The organism is Streptomyces sp. NPDC016677 (assembly GCF_055562815.1).
This window is the reverse complement of record NZ_JBVHEO010000005.1, coordinates 55,148-74,167: the sequence shown is the minus strand read 5'-3', so window position 1 is coordinate 74,167 and position 19,020 is coordinate 55,148. Positions and strand designations below refer to the sequence as shown.

Here is a 19,020-nt window from a genome sequence, read left to right as displayed (position 1 = left end):
ATAGGCGTGCCGGTTGGGGGTCCCCCCGGCGGAGGTCTCGGGCGGGCCAGGAGCGGGCTCCGAGCCCCACCCACTCGGAATCGTGGCAGAAACATGGCCGTCAGGGGACGTCTTCGGCTCCCTGTGTCCGGCCGTTCTGATCGTGGGTCCGTCCGCGGCACGGTCCCGTCCGCAAGCACGCCGGAACCGCGTCACGAGGGGCCCAACAGCACAGTCGTCGCCGCCACGTGCGGATCGTACGCGGCTTTTCCGTTGCTCCCGCGCACACCCGCACGGGAGCAACACCGGCGCGGCGCCCGATCTTCCCCGCGCCGCGCGTACTTTCCGGCGCGCGGGCGGGCCTACCAGCGGAACGTGCGCATGCGCATCGCCCGCCGCAGCCGGGCGGTCCGGGCCCGGCGCGGCTGCACCCGGTCCCGCAGCTCCCGGGCCTCGCGCAGCTCGCGCAGGAACCGCTCCCGGCGCCGCCGCCGCTCGGCGTCCGATTGCTCCGCCCGGCCCCCTTCCGCCCGGCCCCCTTCCGCTCCGCCTCGTTCCGCTCCGCCTCGTTCCGTACGGCTCTGCTCCGTCCGGCCCTGCGCAGTCCGGTCCCGGCCTTGCTCCGCCCCTCCTTGCTCCGCCCGGTCCTGCTCCGCCCGGTCCTGCTCGGCCCGGCCTTGCTCCGCCCGTGGTTCCTCACCCCGGGACGGCGTGTCGTGGAATTTCCGGTCAGGCACAGTCTCACCACCCCGCGTCCGTCTCCTCCCTCTTCCCCCGTACGGACGGTTCGACGCGGACCGGGGAGTGTCCGCCAGCGGGTGAAGGTCCCGGTCGGGGCGGTTGCCGGGCGCGGGGACGCCGGGGGCGCGGGCCCCGGTTACTGTGGGGGACATGCGTCTCCACGTCGTCGACCACCCCTTGGTCGCCCACAAGCTCACCACGCTGCGCGACCGCCGCACCGACTCCGCCACCTTCCGCCGTCTCGCCGACGAGCTGGTCACCCTGCTCGCCTACGAGGCCACCCGCGACGTGCGGACCGAACAGGTCGACATCCAGACGCCGGTCGAGCAGACCACCGGCGTCAAGCTCTCCTACCCGCGCCCGCTGGTGGTGCCGATCCTGCGGGCCGGGCTCGGCATGCTCGACGGCATGGTCCGGCTGCTGCCGACCGCCGAGGTGGGCTTCCTGGGCATGGTGCGCAACGAGGAGACGCTCCAGGCCTCCACCTACGCCACCCGCATGCCGGACGACCTCTCCGGCCGTCAGGTGTACGTGCTGGACCCGATGCTGGCCACCGGCGGCACCCTGGTCGCGGCGATCCAGGAGCTGATCCGGCGCGGCGCCGACGACGTGACCGCCGTGGTGCTGCTGGCCGCCCCCGAGGGCGTCGAGGTCATGGAGCGCGAACTGGCCGGCACCCCGGTGACGGTCGTGACGGCCTCGGTCGACGAGCGCCTCAACGAGCACGGCTACATCGTGCCGGGCCTCGGCGACGCGGGCGACCGGATGTACGGCGCGGCCGAGTAACCGCCGCGCCCCGCTTCTCTCAGCAGCCCTTCCCGGCACTCGGGGAGGGCTGCGGCGCGCTCAGCGCGGCCAGCGCGGTGTCGGCCGCCGCCTTCTTCGCCAGCCCCTTGAACCCGTCGCCGATGATGAGGTCGACCGCGGCGCCCTTGCGGGCCGGGTCGGTGCGGCGCTCGGCGGCCGGGAGCTGGGTGCCGAGCACGGGCAGGGTGCTCTTCAGGGCCGCGGCGGGGCCGAGCAGCACCCCCGTACCGTCGACCTTCTTGTCGTACGCCGCGGGCGCGTTGCCGACGTCCCCGATCCGGAAGCCGCGCTTCTTCAGCTCGTCGGCGGTCTTCTTGGCGAGGCCGCTGCGGGTCGTGGCGTTGAGGACGTTGACGGTGACCGTCCCCGGCTTCGGTACGGCCGCGGGGGAGGGGGAGGTGTGCGTCCTGGCGGAGTCGGCCGGGGTGCAGCGGCCCGGCCTGGCGCCCGCGGCGGCCGACGCCTCGTCGCTGCCGGTGAAGACGCCGACGAGCTGCCAGACGCCCCAGCCGAACAGACCGAGGACGGCGACGCAGGCGACGCCGAGGAAAGTGAGCCTGCCGCGCCGCCGGGAAGGCCGCATCCGCGGGTATTTGTCACCCGTGATCCGGTACTTGCCGCCCATGCCGGGGGGAGTCAGCATGCTCATGCACGCAGCGTAGTGCGACTCGGCGGCAATACCTACTAGATGATCATTCGACAGCGCGGGGCGATATCCGAATGCAACCCGAACGGGCCAGGCGCCGCGTGCCGGGGTGTCGGCCGAGGGGCGGTCAGGTGTCCGGCGGGTGCCCGCCGGGCGCGCGTCAGTCGAGTTCGAGAACGCGGGCGTGCAGCACCTGGCGCTGCTGGAGCGCGGCGCGGACCGCGCGGTGCAGGCCGTCCTCCAGGTAAAGGTCGCCCTGCCACTTCACGACGTGCGCGAAGAGGTCGCCGTAGAAGGTGGAGTCCTCGGCGAGCAGGGTCTCCAGGTCGAGCTGGCCCTTGGTCGTCACGAGCTGATCGAGGCGGACCGGGCGCGGTGCGACGTCCGCCCACTGCCGGGTGCTCTCCCGGCCGTGGTCGGGGTACGGCCGGCCGTTTCCGATGCGCTTGAAGATCACACGGAAAGCCTACCGGCCCAGACGTTCCGGGCGCAGCCATGGAGGCGGAGTGCAGGGGTCGAAAAAGACGGATCAAAGGGAGGGTAAGGGGAGAAACAGGGCAACGGTCGGGCGGGGGAGAGGGAGGCCCGGCGGCCCTCCCTCTCCCCCTGCCGTGGGTGCTGCCGCCCGTGCGGTCAGCCGCGTTCCCGGTGCGGTGCGGGGCGGCGCCGTTCCTCGGGGGCGGCCGGTACGGGCTTGGGGGTGCGTCGGCTGGCCTCCGCGCGCAGCAGGGCGCGCAGGACGGCGTACGGGTCCTTGAGCATGGGGCGTCTTCCTCGGTCCGTGCGGCAGGGATGCTGGTCGGTCGCGGGGCCGGCGGGAGGGGCCGGCCGGGCGGTCCGGTCAGCAGCGCAGGACGACGGAGCGCGTGGAGCGCGGGAGGGGCGGGGGCGGGGATGGGCGCGCGGGGTGGCGGGCGGTGAGCGGACGCGGTGGGCGCGGGAGGGAAGAGAGGAGCGGTGCGGGGTGCCGGGGCGCGGCAGGGCGGCGGGTGACGCGGGCCGGGGTCCGCAGGGCGGTGTCGAGGAGGTCGTACTCCGCCGCCGTACCGCCACCGGAACCACCGGAACCACCGGGGCCACCGGAACCACTGGGGCCGCCGATGTCGCCGGTCACCGCCGTGGGTGGCAGTGCCAGTGCCTGCGCCTGCGCCTGCGCGTGCGTGCCGGGGACGAGCAGGGCGAGCAGCAGCACCAGTGCCCGCGCCCAAGCGCTCCGGCGCGCGGCAACGGTGGCGGTGGCGGCGTGCGGTACGGGGCTCACGTCAGGGGTGTCCCCGCCGGGCGCGTGACGTCGCGTGACGTCGTACGGGAGCCGCTCGGTGACTCGGCCATGCCTCATGCTGGGGACGGGCGGGCCGGATGCGCACGCCGGAGTGGTCCACTCGGGCGCCGGGCGGGGCGAGCGGTCCGCTGCCGGGCGGTGCGCTGCCGGGAGGCGGTGCTCTGCTTCCCTTTGGCTGCTACTTCCCCTTGGCCGCCTTCGCCGCCGCCTTCATCTCCTGCTTGTGGGCGCGGACCTTGGCCAGGGACTCCGGGCCGGTGATGTCGGCGACCGAGCGGAAGGCGGACGGCTCGCCGTAGGGGCCGGCCGCCTCGCGCCAGCCGTCCGGGCGGACGCCGAGCTGCTTGCCGAGCAGGGCGAGGAAGATCTGTGCCTTCTGCTTGCCGAAGCCGGGCAGGTCCTGGAGGCGTTTGAGCAGCTCACGGCCGTTCTCGGCGTCCCGCCAGACACCGTCGGCGGCGCCGTCGTAGTGCTCGACGAGATACCGGCACAGCTGCTGGACGCGGCCCGCCATCGACCCCGGGTAGCGGTGCACGGCCGGCTTCTCGGCGAGCAGGGCGGCGAACCGCTCCGGGTCGTACGCGGCGATGTCCCGCGCGTCCAGATCGTCCGCGCCCATCCGGCGGGCGATGGTGGCGGGGCCCTTGAACGCCCACTCCATCGGGATCTGCTGGTCCAGCAGCATCCCGACCAGCGCGGCGAGCGGACTGCGGCCGAGCAGCGCGTCGGCCTCCGGGTCCTGGGCGAGGTGAAGGGTGACGTCCATGTCCCGATGATCGCGCGTCGGGCCCCGGGACGCGCGCCCGGCCGCGGTCCGCTCGCCGGGGCGGGCGTGCGGTACCGCCACGACGGCCGAGGACGGGCGAGGCTGTACGGCGCCGACCGTACGGCCGCGCCGCGCGCCGCCGTCGAGGAGACCGCCGCCGCCCTCGACCGGCCCGTCGGGCGGGGTGACGCCTGACCGTCCGCGTACGCTGCCGGGATGAGCAGTCCGCCGACCCCCGAGGACCTCGTCGCCCACTACGGGCTGGAGCCGATCCCGCGCGAGGGCGGCCTGTTCCGGCGCACCTGGGCCGGGCCCGAACGTCCCGACGGCCGCCCGGCGGGCACCGCGATCGTCGCGCTGCTGACCGCCCGCCCGGACGACTTCTCCGCCCTGCACCGCCTGCCCACCGACGAGATCTGGCACCACTACCTCGGCGACCCCCTCGACCTGCTCCTCCTCGCCCCCGACGGCACCGCCCGTACGGCGGTCCTGGGACCGGACGTCCTGGGCGGCCAGCACGTCCAGCTCACCGTCCCGGCCGGCACCTGGATGGGCGGCCGGGTCGCGGCGGGCGGCGCGTGGACCCTCTTCGGCTGCACGATGGCGCCCGGCTTCACCTACGCGGACTACGAGCACGGCGACCGGGCGGAACTGACGGCGCGTTACCCCGCCGAGGCGCCCCGGATCGCGGGACTGTGCCGCCCATGAGCCTCCTCCACGGACAGACCGCCCTGGTCACCGGCGCCGGTGGCGGCATCGGCCGGGGCATCGCCCTGCGCCTGGCCGAGGAGGGCGCGGCGGTCGCGGTGCACTGCCGTACGTCGGCGGCGGCGGCCGGTGCGGTCGCGGACCTGGTGCGCGGACGCGGCGGCCGGGCCGTCGTGCTGCGGGCCGACCTCACCGACGCGGACGCCTGCCGCCGGCTGGTCGAGGAGGCCGCCGACTGGGGCGGCGGACGGCTGGACGCGCTCGTCAACAACGCGGCCGTACAGCCGGTGCGGGAACTGCCCGGGATGACGGCCACCGAGTGGCGGACGGTGGTGGACACCGACCTGACCAGCGTCTTCGCCTGCACCCAGGCGGCGGCGGAGGTGATGCGCCGCACCGGCACCGGCGGCACCGTCACCCACATCGCCTCGATCGAGGCGCGCGCCCCCGCCCCCGGGCACGCCCACTACGGCGCCGCCAAGGCGGCGGTCGTGGCGCACGCCCGCGCGGCGGCCCAGGAGTACGGCCCGTGGGGCGTCCGCGTCAACACCGTCTCCCCCGGCCTGACCGACCGGGAGGGCCTGGCCGAGTCCTGGCCCGAGGGCGTACGGCGCTGGCTCGACGCGGTACCGGCCGGCCGGCTCGGGCGCCCGGAGGACGTCGGCGACGCGTGCGTGTTCCTCGCCTCCCGGCTGGCCTCCTTCGTCACCGGGCACGACCTGGTGGTGGACGGCGGGGTGTCGGCACGCCCGTCCTGGTGAGCCGGCCCGCGGCTCGGTGAGCAGCCGGTCCCTCACGTCCGTACGTATCCCCGAGCCGGTGAGTCACAAGACGGGGTGGAGACGTGCGGAGTGGTGGACGCCTTGGAGCTGAGGGACGTCGTCGACTTCAGGGGTTGGTGCCGCTCGGCACGCGTGCTGGTCCTGTTCTTCCTCTTCCTCTTCCTCTTCCTCCTCTTCCTCTTCGGCGCCGGACCGGCGTCCGCCCACGCCGCCCTCACCGCCACCGACCCCGCCGACGGCACCGTCCTCCCCCGCGCACCCCGCCATCTCACCCTGACGTTCAGCGAGTCCGTCGGCCTGCGCGACGACTCGTTCCGCGTCCTCGGCCCCGACGGGCACCGCGTCCACACCGGGGAGGCGGAGAGCGCCGGCGGCCGGCCGGGCACCGTCCGCGTCTCCCTGCCGGGCACCGACCGGCTGGGCAAGGGCACGTACACGGTCGCCTGGCGGGTGGTGTCCGCCGACAGCCACCCGGTATCCGGCGCGTTCACCTTCTCCGTGGGCGCCCCCTCCAGCACGGCAACCCCGGTGGACCCCGGCCCGGCCGAGGACCCGCTCACCGGCGCCCTGCACGGCACCGCCCGCTACCTCGCCTACCTCGCCGGTGCCCTGCTCGTCGGCACGGCGGCGTTCGTCGCGGTGTGCCGTCCGCCGGACCCCGGGCGGCTGCGTCCGCCGGCGGTGACGGGGTGGTGGACCCTGCTGGCGGCCACCGTCGCTCTGCTGATGCTGCGGGGCCCCTACGAGGCGGGCACCGGCCCGGCCGCCGCCGTCGACCCCGGCGTACTCCGCGACACCCTGACCACCCGGCCGGGGGCGCTGCTGCTGGCCCGGCTGGTGCTGCTCGGGGCGGTCGCGTTGCTGGCGGCCCGGCTGCCGCGTCCCGGCGGCGGGACCGGGCGCGGTGTGCGGGCCGCGGGCGCGGCGCTGGCCGTCGTACTCGCCCTGACCTGGGCCGGCGCCGAGCACGCCGCGGCCGGCGTCCAGGTCCCGGCGGCGCTCGCGTCGGCCGTGCTGCACCTGCTGGCGACGGCCTGCTGGCTGGGCGGCCTCGCGGCCCTGCTCACCCTGCTGCGCCGTACCCCGGGGGGCCCGACCCTCCCGGCCGCCGTCGTCACCCGGTTCTCCTGGCTGGCCCTGACCTCGGTGGGCGTCCTGACCGCCACCGGCGTCTACCAGTCCTGGCGCGGCCTCGGTTCCTGGACGGCGCTCACGGGCACGCCGTACGGCAGGCTGCTGCTGGCCAAAGGGGCCGCGGTGATGGTGCTGGTGGCGGCGGCGGGGGTGTCGAGGCGGTGGACGGCGAGGCTCACCTCCGCACCCGAGGCTCTACCTCCGTCTCCGTCTCCGTCTCCGTCTCTGTCTCTGCTGCGCCGCTCCGTGCTCGTCGAGACGGTGGTCGCGGCCGGGGTACTGCTGATCACCACCGTGCTCACCGGCACCGCGCCGGGCCGCGCCGAGGCCGAGGCGGCCCGCGCCGTGCCAGTGGGGGCGCCGCAGCCCGCGTCCGTCACCACGATCCCCTTCGACATCGGCACCCCGGGCGGCCGGGGAACCGTACAGATCACCCTGGACCCCGCCCGCAGCGGCGACAACGCGGTGCAGGCCGTGGTCTTCGGCCCCGACGGCGGCCTGACCGCCGTACCCGAACTGCGCCTCTCCTTCTCCCTCCCCGCCCGGGACATCGGCCCGATCGACGCCCGGCTGACCGACCGGGGCGGCTACTGGAGCACCAACTCCGTCACCCTCCCCCTCCCCGGCACCTGGACGGTGCGGGCGACGGTGCGGGTGTCGGAGGTCGACCAGACGACGGGGACGGGACGGGCGCGGGTCACGCCGTAGTCGTCGTATCCGCTCTGCGCGAAGCGGGCCGGGAGGTCTTCGAGACCGTGATGGCGGCGGACGCGTACGTCCTCTGCCGTCAACTCCCGGTGAACTGACCGATGGTGCGCGAGGTCACATCTGAGACGGACGACATCTGAGACGGACAACGTCGAAGGGCCCCGCCGCGAACGGTGGGGCCCTTCGACATCGTGCCCGGTGAGGCACTGGCGGAGGATACGAGATTCGAACTCGTGAGGGGTTGCCCCCAACACGCTTTCCAAGCGTGCGCCCTAGGCCTCTAGGCGAATCCTCCGCTGGAGACATTACATGACGTCGGAGGGTGCTCGCGAACTCGTTCCGGGGGTCGGCGATCAGGTAGGCTGGGCGCAGCCCCTCACGCGGCGCTATCTGACTGAACTCCCCCAGGGCCGGAAGGCAGCAAGGGTAGGTCGGCTCTGGCGGGTGCGTGGGGGGCGTCTGCGTTCCCGGGTTTTTCGCGGGGCGTCCGGAGGGATCTTCGCGTCGGGCCGGTTGTCAGTCGTCGCCTATAACCTCGTATGCGTGTCGTCTCTCGCGCTCTACCGCCGCTACCGCCCCGAGACCTTCGCGGAGGTCATCGGGCAGGAGCATGTCACCGACCCGCTGCAGCAGGCGCTGCGGAACAACCGGGTCAATCACGCGTACCTGTTCAGCGGTCCGCGCGGCTGCGGCAAGACGACCAGTGCCCGCATCCTGGCGCGGTGTCTGAACTGCGAGCAGGGGCCGACGCCCACGCCGTGCGGTGAGTGCCAGTCGTGCCGTGACCTGGCGAGGAACGGGCCGGGTTCGATCGACGTCATCGAGATCGACGCCGCTTCGCACGGTGGCGTGGACGACGCGCGTGACCTGCGGGAGAAGGCGTTCTTCGGGCCCGCCGGCAGCCGGTACAAGATCTACATCATCGACGAGGCCCACATGGTCACGTCGGCCGGCTTCAACGCGCTGCTCAAGGTCGTCGAGGAGCCGCCGGAGCACCTCAAGTTCATCTTCGCGACCACCGAGCCCGAGAAGGTCATCGGGACGATCAGGTCGCGGACCCATCACTATCCCTTCCGGCTGGTTCCGCCCGGCACGCTGCGGGAGTACCTCGGTGAGGTGTGCGGGAAGGAAGACATCCCGGTCGAGGACGGTGTGCTGCCGCTCGTCGTGCGGGCCGGTGCGGGGTCGGTGCGTGACTCCATGTCCGTCATGGACCAACTGCTGGCCGGGGCCGGTGCGGACGGTGTGACGTATGCCATGGCGACCGCCCTGCTCGGCTACACCGACGGCTCGCTGCTCGACTCCGTCGTCGAGGCGTTCGCCTCGGGGGAGGGGGCGGCGGCCTTCGAGGTCGTGGACCGGGTCATCGAAGGGGGCAATGATCCGCGGCGGTTCGTGGCCGACCTGCTGGAGCGGCTGCGGGATCTGGTGATCCTCGCCGCCGTTCCGGACGCCGCCGAGAAGGGGCTCATCGATGCTCCGGCCGACGTCGTGGAGCGTATGCAGGCCCAGGCGCGGTCCTTCGGCGCCGCCGAGCTGAGCCGCGCCGCCGACCTCGTCAACGAGGGGCTCACCGAGATGCGGGGCGCCACCTCGCCGCGGCTGCAGCTGGAGTTGATCTGCGCGCGCGTGCTGCTGCCGGCGGCTTACGGCGACGAGCGGTCGGTGATGGCCCGGCTGGACCGTATCGAGCGTGGCGTGAACTTCTCGTCGGGGGCGGGGCTGCCGGCCGCCGGGTACGTGCCGGGGCCCGACGCCCACGCCCACGCCGGCGCCGCGGCCGCGCCGCCGGTCGCTCCGGTGCCGCCGGGCGGCGGTGCCGCCGCGGCCCGGGCCGCGGTGCGGGGGCCTGCGGGGCAGGGCGCGGGCATGGGCGGGCCCGGGGGTGGCGACGCAGGCGGCGGCCCTGTCGTCCAGCGCGGGCCCGCGCCTGCGCCGGTGCCCTCGGCGGCGGAGGGGCAGGGGGGTGGTTTCGGTCCGTCCGGTGCGTCCAGTGGATCTGGTGGGTTCGGTGGGTTCGGTGGGTCCGGTGGGTCTGGTGACGGGGCCGCTGCCGCTACGGCTGCTCCCGCCCCCGCCCCCGCCCCGGCTCCCGCTGCCGCTCCGGCCGCGCCCGCTGCTCCCGTTGCTCCCGCCCAGCCCTCCGCGCCCGGCGCCTGGCCCACCGCGACCCCCGCGGGAGGCGGTCGGCGGCCGGGTGGCTGGCCGACGGCGACACCGGCGGGGGGCGCCGGGCAGCCTGCTGCCCCGTCGGCGCCTGCTCCGGCGGGCGGCCCCGCCCGCCCCGACGGCAGCGCCCCGAGCCCTGCCCCCGCCCCCGCCCCTGGCCAGGCCGCTCCGGGCGGCGCTTTCACCGCGCCCGGTGGCCTCGACCCCCGTACCCTCTGGCCGAACATCCTGGAGGCGGTGAAGAACCGCCGTCGGTTCACCTGGATCCTGCTCAGCCAGAACGCCCAGGTCACCGGCTTCGACGGCACGTCCCTCCGGCTCGGCTTCGTCAACGCCGGTGCCCGGGACAACTTCGTCAGCAGTGGCAGCGAGGACGTACTGCGGCAGGCCCTGAGCGAGCAGTTCAACGTCCAGTGGAAGATCGACGCGGTCGTCGACCCGTCCGGCGGCTCCGCACCCCCGCCCCCGGCGAGCCCCTCCGGCGGCGGCCCCTCCGGCGGGTACGGCGGAGGCGGCGGTTACGGGGGTGGCAGCGGCGGCGGCTACGGCGGTGGCGCCCCGGCGGCACCCTCACCCGCGGCACCCGCGCCCTCCGCCCCCACGCCGCCCCCGGCGTCCTCGGGGCCCGCGTCCGCGTCCGCTTCGCTGTCGTCCGGCCCCGCGCCACAGCCGCCGAGGCCACCGGCTCCCGAGCCGCCGCCCGTCTCCATCGAGGACGACATCCCCGAGGACGACGACCCCGACCTCGACGAGTCCGCCCTCTCCGGCAAGGAACTGCTCGTCCGGGAACTGGGCGCGACGGTCGTGGAGGAGATCGCCAACGAGTGAGCGCCCACGGTGTCAGGGGGTTCAGTGGCGTTCAGTGGCGTTCAGTGGTGTCCGCCGCCCGGGAATCCCGTGCGCGTGAGCGCGCGCTCTCGGAGGATCCGACGAACCGCCGGCGCCCACCCGCTCGGCGGCCCGCACAAACCACGCCCGTCCGCTCCCGTTAGGCTGACCCCGTGAAGGTCCTCGTCATCGGCAGCGGTGCCCGCGAACACGCCCTGTGCCGTTCCCTGTCCCTCGACCCCGACGTCACCGCGCTGCACTGCGCCCCCGGCAACGCAGGCATCGCCGAGGTCGCCGAGCTGCACCAGGTCGACGCGCTCGACGGCGCGGCGGTGACCGCGCTCGCCACGCGGCTCGGCGCCGAGCTGGTCGTGGTCGGCCCGGAGGCCCCCCTGGTCGCCGGGGTCGCCGACGCCGTGCGCGAGGCCGGCATCCCGGTCTTCGGCCCCTCCAAGGAGGCGGCGCAGCTGGAGGGTTCCAAGGCGTTCGCCAAGGACGTGATGGCGGCGGCGGGCGTGCCCACGGCCCGCTCCTACGTCTGCACCACCCCGGAGGAGGCCGACGCGGCCCTCGCCGCCTTCGGCGCGCCGTACGTCGTCAAGGACGACGGTCTCGCCGCCGGCAAGGGCGTCGTCGTCACCGACGACCTCGAAGCCGCCCGGGCCCACGCGCGCGCGTGCGATCGCGTCGTCATCGAGGAGTTCCTCGACGGCCCCGAGGTCTCCCTCTTCGCCATCACCGACGGGGACAACGTCCGCCCGCTCCAGCCCGCCCAGGACTTCAAGCGCGCGCTCGACGGCGACGAGGGCCCCAACACCGGCGGCATGGGCGCGTACTCCCCGCTGCCGTGGGCCGACCCGAAGCTCGTGGACGAGGTCGTGCACACCGTCCTCCAGCCGACCGTCGACGAACTGCGCCGCCGCGGCACCCCCTTCTCGGGTCTCCTCTACGCCGGACTCGCGATCACCTCCCGCGGGATCCGCGTGATCGAGTTCAACGCCCGCTTCGGCGACCCCGAGACCCAGGTCGTACTGGCCCGCCTGCGCACCCCGCTCGCCGGGCTGCTGATGGCCGCCGCCACCGGCAACCTCGCCGACCTGGAGCCGCTGCGCTGGAGCGACGACGCCGCGGTCACCGTCGTCATCGCCTCGCACAACTACCCCGGCACCCCGCGCACCGGCGACCCGATCACCGGGCTCGACGAGGTCGCGGCCGAGCACCCCGCCGGGGACGCCCCGCACGCGTACGTGCTGCACGCCGGCACCAAGCGCGAGGGCGACGCCGTCGTCAGCGCGGGCGGACGCGTCCTGTCCGTCACGGCCACCGGCGCGGACCTCACCGAGGCCCGCGACCGTGCCTACCGGGCCGTCGCCCGCATCGGCCTCGACGGCTCCCAGCACCGCACGGACATCGCGGCGAAGGCGGCTGCCGAGGCGGCGGCCGAGGTGTAATACGGCACCGCACGGTCACAGATCCCGCAGGCCCCGGTTCTCCAGGAACCGGGGCCTGACGCTTGCCGTCCGTCACTCACCTCTCCCCAAAGCCATTCCATCGAGTGACCGATGCCCCATACGGCTGACGAGCCCCGAGCCCCCAACTAGGGTGCGGCGCAAGCATTCCGGCACTTGGCCCACCGCGCATTGCGATGTCAGTGGCGGGTGCCACAGTGGGGGAGAGAGCACTACCGGCACGGGACTACCGGCAACGGCACGACAGGCAGGCGCGTCAGGTCAGTGAGGGGATGAGGTCCGGGCATGAGCGGCATGGGCGTGGAGGAGCGGGGAGAGCAGGGCGCGCGAGCCCGGGCCCTGGCCGTGCTGCGGGTCCGCAGCCGGGCCCTCGCCGTCGCGCTGCTGCCGACCGCCGCCGCGGTCATCCTGCTGGTGGGCGGCTCCACCGGCCACCTCGTGGGCGCGGGCTGGGACGCCGCGCGCTGGGCCGTGTCCGTGCTCGCCCTCCTCGTACTGGTCGCCGCCGCCGGTGTCGCCGCGGTCGTCGTCCGCGCGCGTCCCGCCGTCACCCCGACGGTCGCGATCGCCGAGTCGTCGGCGCCGGACCTGTACCGGATGGTGCGCGACCTCGCCGAGCGGCTCGACGTCCCCGCCCCGTCCGCCATAGCGCTCACCCCGGACTGCGACAGCTGGCTGGAGGACCGCACCCACCGCACCCACCGGGCGCCGCACGGCCGTCCCCCGCCCCCGGCGGACCACGCCGACCCGGCGGCGACCCCGGCCGGCGCGCCGAACCGCCGGCCCGCGGCCTCCTCCGCTGCCCCCTCCGGCCCCTCCGGCCCCTCCGCGCCTTCCGCTTCCTCCACCGCCCCCGTCCTCGTCATCGGCTCCCCCTTCCTCTGGTGGATGCGCGTCGGCGAACTGCGCGCGGTCCTCGCCCCGGTCGTCGCCGGTACGGGACCGTCCGCGCACCCCGACATAGCCGCGGCCCGGCGTTTCGTACGGGGCCTGGACGCGGCGGTGGCGGTGGCCTCGGAGCCGAGCCGCCAGCCGCTGTCCCGTGCCGCGCGGGCGGGCGTCGGCTGGGTGGCCCGGCTGCTGCTGCGCGGTTGCCGTACGCACGCCGCCGAGATGGAGCGCGGCGTCGCGGCCGCCGCCGCCGAGCGTGCACAGGCTGTGGATTACGGACTGCGGATCGTCGCGCAGGAACAGGTGGGCCTGGCCTACGCGGGCTGGGACCGGCTGCTGACCCGGGTGGCGCTGCCCGCCTGGCGGACGGGCCGCTGGCCCACCCGGCTGGACGCGGGCGTCGTCGCCGCGCTGACCGAGCTGTCCCGCCGCGACCGGCTGGCCGAGGGCTTCGCCTCCCGGCTGGGCGAACGCCCCGCCTGCGACCTGCTGGAGGAGCCCGGCGCGATGGACGAGGCCACCTCCCTCCTCGCCGCGCGCCTCTTCCACGGGGGCCCCGCCGAGCCCGGCGCGGACTGGGCGCCGCTGGAGTGGCACGAGTACCCCGAGGAGGTCGTCGACCGCACCTGGCGCACCGACGCGGCCCGCCTCCACCGCGTCCTGGACTCTCTCGGCGTCCGCCGCACCGCCGACGGCACCGCCCCGGAGACCGACGCCCCCACCCTGGCCCGCGTCCTCGACCACCTCACGGCCCCGTCCGCGCCCCACGCCCCCGACCCGTCCCCGGCCACCCCGCCGCACGGCACGCCGTCCACCCCGCCCACCACGACCGACGCCGCCCCGCCGGAGTACGAGGCCGAGGACGACGACGACCTCGCCGGCACCACTCCCCGAGGTGCCGCCCTCGCCGCCGGCCTCACCGCCGAACTGGCCCGCGAGGAGGCGGCCACGGCAGGGCCCCGTCCCACCGACCCCGCACTCGCCCCTGCCGCGACGGCCCTGTGGGACGACCGCCCCCTCCCGCTCCTCCCGCTGCGCCCCCCGCGCACCGGGCGCGAGATCCTCACCGATCACGTCACGGCGATGGTGTGCTGCGCGGCGATGGACACCGCGGGCGCGGCCCCCGGCCTCGACTGGCTCGACGGCCCGTCCCTGCTGATCCACGGCGAGCGCGCCGCCGACCTGGCCCCCCGCATCCTCGCCCTCGTCGAGACCGGCGACCCGGCCCCCCTGCGCGCCTGGCTGGCCGACCTGGGCATACGCCCGGAAAAACCGGTACGCCTGGTCTGACCGCCCCGAACTCCCCCACGACCGCCCCGTTTCCTCAGTCCCTGCTCTCCTCTCAGTCCCCCCAACCCACCACACCCCTCCGTCATTGCGGACCCTCTGATTCCACTTTGGCCCAGTTCGCGACGAACCGTGACAGCCTGCGTGCGAAATGTGATGTGCTGGGACCGATCGCGCACATGGCAATCGCGTACGTCATACGCACGACCACGGGGGTTCGAGGGAGGGGAATGACCCATGGGGTCCGAGCAGATCCGCCGATGGGAATCCGGAGCACTCGCCCACGCCGTCACGGACCCCTTCGGCCAGGGGCCGGTGCCGTGGCTGCGCGGCGGTGAGACGTACTTCGGCGACAGCGGCCAGATCGTCCCCTGGTACGCGGAGCAGGACCCCGCCCAGGAACCGGGCGGCGACGAAACCCGCCGGAAGACCTCCCGGAAGACCTCCCGGAAGGCCCCGCACCGCTCCGGCGGCGGCCCCCGCGCCGCCGACGACGTGCACCTGCAGATCAAGGGGTTCACCTCCACCGGCGCGGTCGCACCCGGCGACGCCATCGACTTCCGCATCACCGTCGACCCGCCCCAGCAGTTCTCCGTGGACGTCTACCGCATCGGCCACTACGGCGGCGACGGCGCCGCCAAGATCACCAGCAGCCCCCGCCTCTCCGGCATCGTCCAGCCCCCGCCGCTCGCCGCCGACCGCACCGTCTCCTGCCACCACTGGTGGCTGTCCTGGCGGCTCCAGGTCCCGACGTACTGGAACATCGGCGCGTACGTCGCCGTCCTCACCACCGCCGACGGCTACCGCTCCCACGTCCCCTTCACCGTCCGCGACAACCACCCCGCCGACCTCCTGCTGCTCCTGCCGGACATCACCTGGCAGGCGTACAACCTCTATCCGGAGGACGGCCGCACCGGCGCCAGCCTCTACCACGCCTGGGACAAGGACGGCCGGCTGCTCGGCGAGGCCGACGCCGCGACGACGGTCTCCTTCGACCGCCCGTACGCGGGCGCCGGCCTCCCCCTGCACGTCGGCCACGCCTACGACTTCATCCGCTTCGCCGAGCGCTACGGCTACGACCTCGCCTACGCCGACGCCAGCGACCTGCACGCCGGCCGCGTCGACCCGACCCGCTACCGGGGCCTGGTCTTCCCCGGCCATGACGAGTACTGGTCCACCGCCATGCGCCGCACCACCGAACTCGCCCGCGAGCAGGGCACCTCCCTGGTCTTCCTCTCCGCCAACACCATGTACTGGCAGGTGGAGCTGTCCTCCTCCCCGTCCGGCGTCCCCGACCGCCTGCTCACCTGCCGCAAACGCAAGGGCCCCGGCAAACCGGTGCTGTGGCGGGAGATCGACCGCCCCGAGCAGGAGATACTCGGCATCCAGTACGCGGGCCGCGTCCCCGAGCCGCATCCGCTGATCGTCCGCAACGCCGACCACTGGCTGTGGGAGGCCACCGGCGCCCACGAGGGCGACCCGATCGAGAACCTGGTCGCGGGCGAGGCCGACCGCTACTTCCCGCGCGCTCCGCTCCCCCCGTACGACGAACGGGTGCTGCTCGCGCACTCCCCGTACGAGGACGCCGACGGCGCCCGGCGCCATCAGGAGACCTCCCTGTACCGGGCGTCGTCCGGCGCCTGGATATTCGCGTCCGGAACGTTCGCCTGGTCCCCGGCCCTGGACCGCCCCGGCCACGTCGACCCCCGTGTACAGCGCGCCACCGCCAATCTGATGGACCGCATCTGCAAACGCGAGTGACAGCCACCGCCCCCCTGTCCCCCCGCTCCCCGCCGTACGGGAGAATGCGGAGGCATTGGACAGAACCACGGGGAGGAACCGTGTCCGGATTCGTCGAAAAGCCCGAGCCGCTTGAGGTCCCGGGCCTGGTGCATCTGCACACCGGCAAGGTGCGCGAGCTGTACCGCAACGAGGCGGGCGACCTCGTGATGGTCGCCAGCGACCGCATCTCCGCCTACGACTGGGTGCTGCCCACCGAGATCCCCGACAAGGGCAGGGTCCTCACCCAGCTCTCCCTGTGGTGGTTCGACCAGCTCGCCGACCTGGTGCCGAGCCACGTCCTGAGCACCGAACTCCCGCCCGGCGCCCCCGCCGACTGGGCGGGCCGCGCCCTGGTCTGCAAGTCCCTGGACATGGTCCCGGTGGAGTGCGTGGCCCGCGGCTACCTCACCGGCTCCGGCCTGGTCGAGTACAACGCGTCCCGTACGGTCTGCGGCCTCGCCCTCCCCGAGGGCCTGGCCGACGGCTCGGAGCTGCCCGCCCCGATCTTCACCCCGGCCACCAAGGCCGAGGTCGGCGAGCACGACGAGAACGTCTCCTACGAGGAGGTCGCCCGCCAGGTCGGCGCCGACACCGCCGCCCGGCTGCGCCAGGCGACCCTCGCCGTGTACTCCCGCGCCCGGGACATCGCCCGCGACCGGGGGATCATCCTGGCCGACACCAAGTTCGAGTTCGGCTTCGAGGGCGAGGAGCTGATCCTGGCCGACGAGGTCCTCACCCCTGACTCCTCCCGCTTCTGGCCGGCCGACCGGTGGGAGCCGGGCCGGGCGCAGCCGTCGTACGACAAGCAGTACGTCCGTGACTGGCTGACCTCGGCCGAGTCCGGCTGGGACCGCAGGAGCGAGCAGCCTCCGCCGCCCCTGCCGCAGCAGGTCGTGGACGCGACCCGCGCCAAGTACACCGAGGCGTACGAGCGCCTGACGGGCCTCAGCTGGAGCTAGGACCCGAAGAACCCCGAAAAGAACTCCCAAGAACCCCGAAGATCCCCGAAGATCCCCGAAGATCCCCGAAGCACAGCGAAAAGCCCCCGGCCGAAACCGGGGGCTGATCGAACTGGAGCGAACGACGAGGTTCGAACTCGCGACCTCAACCTTGGCAAGGTTGCGCTCTACCAACTGAGCTACGTTCGCAGGTGCTCCGCTCCGTGCGGTGCGAGCACCACTATACCCAACCCCGCTCGCGCGCGAGACGCACCGCGGCATGACGGTTCTCCGCCCCGAGCTTCATCACCGCCGACGACAGGTAGTTCCGTACCGTCCCCTCCGCGAGCGCGGCCCGCTCGGCGATCTCCGCGACCGGCGCCCCGTCGGCCGCCAGCTCCAGCACCTCGGCCTCGCGGGCGGTCAGCGGCGAGTCCCCGGCGGAGATCGCGTCGGCGGCCAACTCGGGGTCGACGTAGCGGTTTCCGGCGTGCACCGTGCGGATGATCTCGGCGAGCCGCTGGGCGCTCACGGTCTTCGGCACGAACCCGCGCACCCCGGCCGCCAGGGCCCGCTTCAGATGTCCGGGCCGCCCGTGACTGGTCACGATCAGCACCTTGCAGCCGGGCAGCTCGGACCGCAGCGATGTGGCCACCCTCACACCGTCCGCCCCGGGCATCTGGAGGTCCAGGACCGCCACGTCGGGCTCGTGCGCCCGGGCCATCGCCAGCGCCTCCGGTCCGGTGGCCGCCTCGGCGATCACCAGGAGGTCGTCCTCCAGGGAGAGCAGCGCGGCCAGCGCCCCGCGGATGAGGTGCTCGTCGTCGGCGAGCAGAACCCGTACGGCGTCGCTCACGGCGTGACCTCCACTCCGGCGCCCGCCCCCAGCGGCACCCGCGCCACCACCCGGAACACACCCCCGTCGGCCCGCCCCGCCTCCAGCGTCCCGTCCACCGCGCTCAGCCGCTCCCGCAGCCCCGCCAGCCCCGAGCCACCGCGCCCGCCGGCCACCCCGCCGGCCGTCCCGGGCGCCTCCGCCGCGCCGTCGTTCTCCACGGTCAGTACCACTCGCTCTCCGGTCGTCCGAACCGTCACGGCGCACCGCTCCGCCGCCCCGTGCCGCAGTACGTTGGTGGTGGCCTCCCGCACCACCCAGCCGAGCGCCGACTGCACCCGGGCGGGCAGTCCGGCCGTCTCGCCGCTCACCTCGCAGGCGATGCCCGCCGCGTCCAGCACCCCGCGCGCGCCGGTGAGTTCGGCCTCCAGGTCGGCCTCCCGGTACCCCCGTACGACGTCCCGCACCTCCCGCTGCGACTCCCGGGCGATGCGCTGCACCTCGATCATCTGCTCCACGCCCTCGGGCCGCTCGCGCCGGGTCAGCTGGACGGCCAGTTCGCTCTTGAGCGCGATCACGGCCAGGTTCCGCCCGATCACGTCGTGCAGGTCCCGGCCGAACCGCAGCCGCTCCTCGGCGACCGCCAGCCGGGCCCGGGTCTCGCGGGCCTCGTCGAGTTCGAAGACGGCGTTGAGCAGCCAGACGGAGAAGACCGAGGTGAAGGCGAGGAATCCCGCGCCGCACAGCACCGTGCCCACGGTGACCGCGGCGGCGGCCAGGGGCGCGCCCAGCAACAGCGCCCCGGCGCCCGAGCCCAGCGCGAAGCCGCAGACCAGCACGGCCACCTGCCGCCGGCGGTCCAGGCCGAGCGTCATGATCCCGACGCCGAAGGTGACGATGACGCCGAAGCTGCTGCCCACCGCGGTGGCGGCCTTCTCACCGGGCCGGAACTCCGCGAACGCGAGCGCGCCGGCGGCCAGCGCGGTGGTGAGGCCGCCGAGGGCCCACAGCAGCCGCACCGGCCGGGCCCGCCGTCCGCGGGTCCAGTCCAGCGCCTGCGAGGCGGTCACCAGGCAGAGCGCGGTGTGCGCGACGACCGCCACGCACAGCACCGCCGCCAGCTCGGCGCCGACCTGGGCGAAGCCCGTCAGCCCGGCCACGGTGACCTCGATCACCCCGAAGAAGTGGAACGACCAGCGGGTGTACGTCTCCACCTTCGCCGGCGTGGTCTTCCGCCGCCACCAGCCGCCCGGCCTGCGCATCCGTCG

General features: G+C 74.6%; 18 protein-coding genes, 2 tRNA genes and 1 other RNA gene. 11 read left to right on the top strand and 10 right to left on the bottom strand.

From position 1 onward, the window contains the following. Nucleotides 1-341 precede the first annotated feature (341 nt). The gene (locus ACZ3IG_RS16505; protein WP_467432580.1) at nucleotides 342-716 is read right to left on the bottom strand and encodes a hypothetical protein; all 375 of its coding nucleotides are present in this window, start codon (nucleotides 714-716) and stop codon (nucleotides 342-344) included. A gap of 154 nt (nucleotides 717-870) precedes the next feature. Here ACZ3IG_RS16505 and upp point away from each other — a divergent pair, with 154 nt between their 5' ends. After that, entirely contained in the window at nucleotides 871-1,506 is a 636-nt protein-coding gene (gene upp, locus ACZ3IG_RS16500) for a uracil phosphoribosyltransferase (RefSeq protein WP_467432579.1), read from the top strand. Nucleotides 1,507-1,525: 19 nt separating this feature from the next. Here upp and ACZ3IG_RS16495 read toward each other — a convergent pair whose 3' ends face one another. The 5 genes from ACZ3IG_RS16495 to ACZ3IG_RS16475 all read right to left on the bottom strand — a co-directional run bounded on the left by ACZ3IG_RS16495 (nucleotide 1,526) and on the right by ACZ3IG_RS16475 (nucleotide 4,221). Continuing rightward, entirely contained in the window at nucleotides 1,526-2,152 is a 627-nt protein-coding gene (locus tag ACZ3IG_RS16495; protein WP_467433132.1) for a LytR C-terminal domain-containing protein, read from the bottom strand. Between the two features lie 181 nt (nucleotides 2,153-2,333). Then, a complete protein-coding gene (locus tag ACZ3IG_RS16490; protein WP_003999914.1) occupies nucleotides 2,334-2,630 on the bottom strand; it encodes a type II toxin-antitoxin system VapB family antitoxin in 297 nt (98 codons plus the stop codon). Nucleotides 2,631-2,806: 176 nt separating this feature from the next. Further along, nucleotides 2,807-2,935, bottom strand: coding sequence for a hypothetical protein (locus ACZ3IG_RS16485; RefSeq protein WP_467432578.1), 129 nt, complete (start codon nucleotides 2,933-2,935; stop codon nucleotides 2,807-2,809). 79 nt (nucleotides 2,936-3,014) lie between these two features. Continuing rightward, nucleotides 3,015-3,434 (bottom strand): hypothetical protein, encoded by a 420-nt coding sequence (locus ACZ3IG_RS16480; RefSeq protein WP_467432576.1) that lies wholly within the window; start codon nucleotides 3,432-3,434, stop codon nucleotides 3,015-3,017. 199 nt (nucleotides 3,435-3,633) lie between these two features. Further along, nucleotides 3,634-4,221 (bottom strand): HhH-GPD-type base excision DNA repair protein, encoded by a 588-nt coding sequence (locus tag ACZ3IG_RS16475; protein WP_467432573.1) that lies wholly within the window; start codon nucleotides 4,219-4,221, stop codon nucleotides 3,634-3,636. Between the two features lie 6 nt (nucleotides 4,222-4,227). Here ACZ3IG_RS16475 and ACZ3IG_RS16470 point away from each other — a divergent pair, with 6 nt between their 5' ends. From ACZ3IG_RS16470 to ACZ3IG_RS16455, 4 genes are all read left to right on the top strand, one after another. Further along, a complete protein-coding gene (locus ACZ3IG_RS16470; RefSeq protein ID WP_467432571.1) occupies nucleotides 4,228-4,416 on the top strand; it encodes a hypothetical protein in 189 nt (62 codons plus the stop codon). A 21-nt stretch (nucleotides 4,417-4,437) separates the two neighbouring features. Then, nucleotides 4,438-4,929, top strand: a complete 492-nt coding sequence (locus ACZ3IG_RS16465; RefSeq protein WP_467432569.1) for a cupin domain-containing protein — start codon at nucleotides 4,438-4,440, stop codon at nucleotides 4,927-4,929. Further along, nucleotides 4,926-5,690: an SDR family NAD(P)-dependent oxidoreductase gene (locus ACZ3IG_RS16460; RefSeq protein WP_467432567.1), complete on the top strand. Its 765-nt coding sequence runs from the start codon at nucleotides 4,926-4,928 to the stop codon at nucleotides 5,688-5,690. Before ACZ3IG_RS16465 ends, ACZ3IG_RS16460 begins: the two co-directional genes overlap by 4 nt. Nucleotides 5,691-5,843: 153 nt before the next feature. Further along, nucleotides 5,844-7,553, top strand: a complete 1,710-nt coding sequence (locus ACZ3IG_RS16455; RefSeq protein WP_467433130.1) for a copper resistance CopC/CopD family protein — start codon at nucleotides 5,844-5,846, stop codon at nucleotides 7,551-7,553. Nucleotides 7,554-7,760: 207 nt separating this feature from the next. Here ACZ3IG_RS16455 and ACZ3IG_RS16450 read toward each other — a convergent pair. Further along, nucleotides 7,761-7,848, bottom strand: a tRNA-Ser gene (locus tag ACZ3IG_RS16450). 73 nt (nucleotides 7,849-7,921) lie between these two features. Here ACZ3IG_RS16450 and ffs point away from each other — a divergent pair. The 6 genes from ffs to ACZ3IG_RS16420 all read left to right on the top strand — a co-directional run bounded on the left by ffs (nucleotide 7,922) and on the right by ACZ3IG_RS16420 (nucleotide 16,938). Next, an RNA gene (gene ffs / locus ACZ3IG_RS16445) (signal recognition particle sRNA small type) lies at nucleotides 7,922-8,016 on the top strand. Between the two features lie 80 nt (nucleotides 8,017-8,096). After that, nucleotides 8,097-10,550 carry a DNA polymerase III subunit gamma and tau gene (locus ACZ3IG_RS16440; RefSeq protein ID WP_467432565.1) on the top strand — a complete coding sequence of 818 codons (2,454 nt, stop codon included), beginning with the start codon at nucleotides 8,097-8,099 and terminating at the stop codon, nucleotides 10,548-10,550. A 173-nt stretch (nucleotides 10,551-10,723) separates the two neighbouring features. After that, complete coding sequence (gene purD, locus ACZ3IG_RS16435) at nucleotides 10,724-12,001, top strand: phosphoribosylamine--glycine ligase (RefSeq protein ID WP_467432563.1); 1,278 nt, start codon at nucleotides 10,724-10,726, stop codon at nucleotides 11,999-12,001. Nucleotides 12,002-12,304: 303 nt separating this feature from the next. Continuing rightward, nucleotides 12,305-14,200, top strand: a complete 1,896-nt coding sequence (locus ACZ3IG_RS16430) for a hypothetical protein (RefSeq protein WP_467432562.1) — start codon at nucleotides 12,305-12,307, stop codon at nucleotides 14,198-14,200. Nucleotides 14,201-14,434: 234 nt separating this feature from the next. After that, nucleotides 14,435-15,958 carry a N,N-dimethylformamidase beta subunit family domain-containing protein gene (locus tag ACZ3IG_RS16425; protein WP_467432559.1) on the top strand — a complete coding sequence of 508 codons (1,524 nt, stop codon included), beginning with the start codon at nucleotides 14,435-14,437 and terminating at the stop codon, nucleotides 15,956-15,958. Nucleotides 15,959-16,038: 80 nt separating this feature from the next. Then, nucleotides 16,039-16,938 (top strand): phosphoribosylaminoimidazolesuccinocarboxamide synthase, encoded by a 900-nt coding sequence (locus tag ACZ3IG_RS16420; protein WP_467432557.1) that lies wholly within the window; start codon nucleotides 16,039-16,041, stop codon nucleotides 16,936-16,938. A 113-nt stretch (nucleotides 16,939-17,051) separates the two neighbouring features. Here the strand turns inward: ACZ3IG_RS16420 and ACZ3IG_RS16415 are convergent. The 3 genes from ACZ3IG_RS16415 to ACZ3IG_RS16405 form a co-directional block, all read right to left on the bottom strand. Then, nucleotides 17,052-17,127, bottom strand: a tRNA-Gly gene (locus tag ACZ3IG_RS16415). Between the two features lie 31 nt (nucleotides 17,128-17,158). Further along, nucleotides 17,159-17,773 (bottom strand): response regulator, encoded by a 615-nt coding sequence (locus tag ACZ3IG_RS16410; RefSeq protein WP_467432556.1) that lies wholly within the window; start codon nucleotides 17,771-17,773, stop codon nucleotides 17,159-17,161. Then, nucleotides 17,770-19,014, bottom strand: coding sequence for a sensor histidine kinase (locus ACZ3IG_RS16405; RefSeq protein WP_467432554.1), 1,245 nt, complete (start codon nucleotides 19,012-19,014; stop codon nucleotides 17,770-17,772). The genes ACZ3IG_RS16410 and ACZ3IG_RS16405 overlap by 4 nt, the downstream gene beginning before the upstream one ends. Nucleotides 19,015-19,020: the final 6 nt, after the last annotated feature.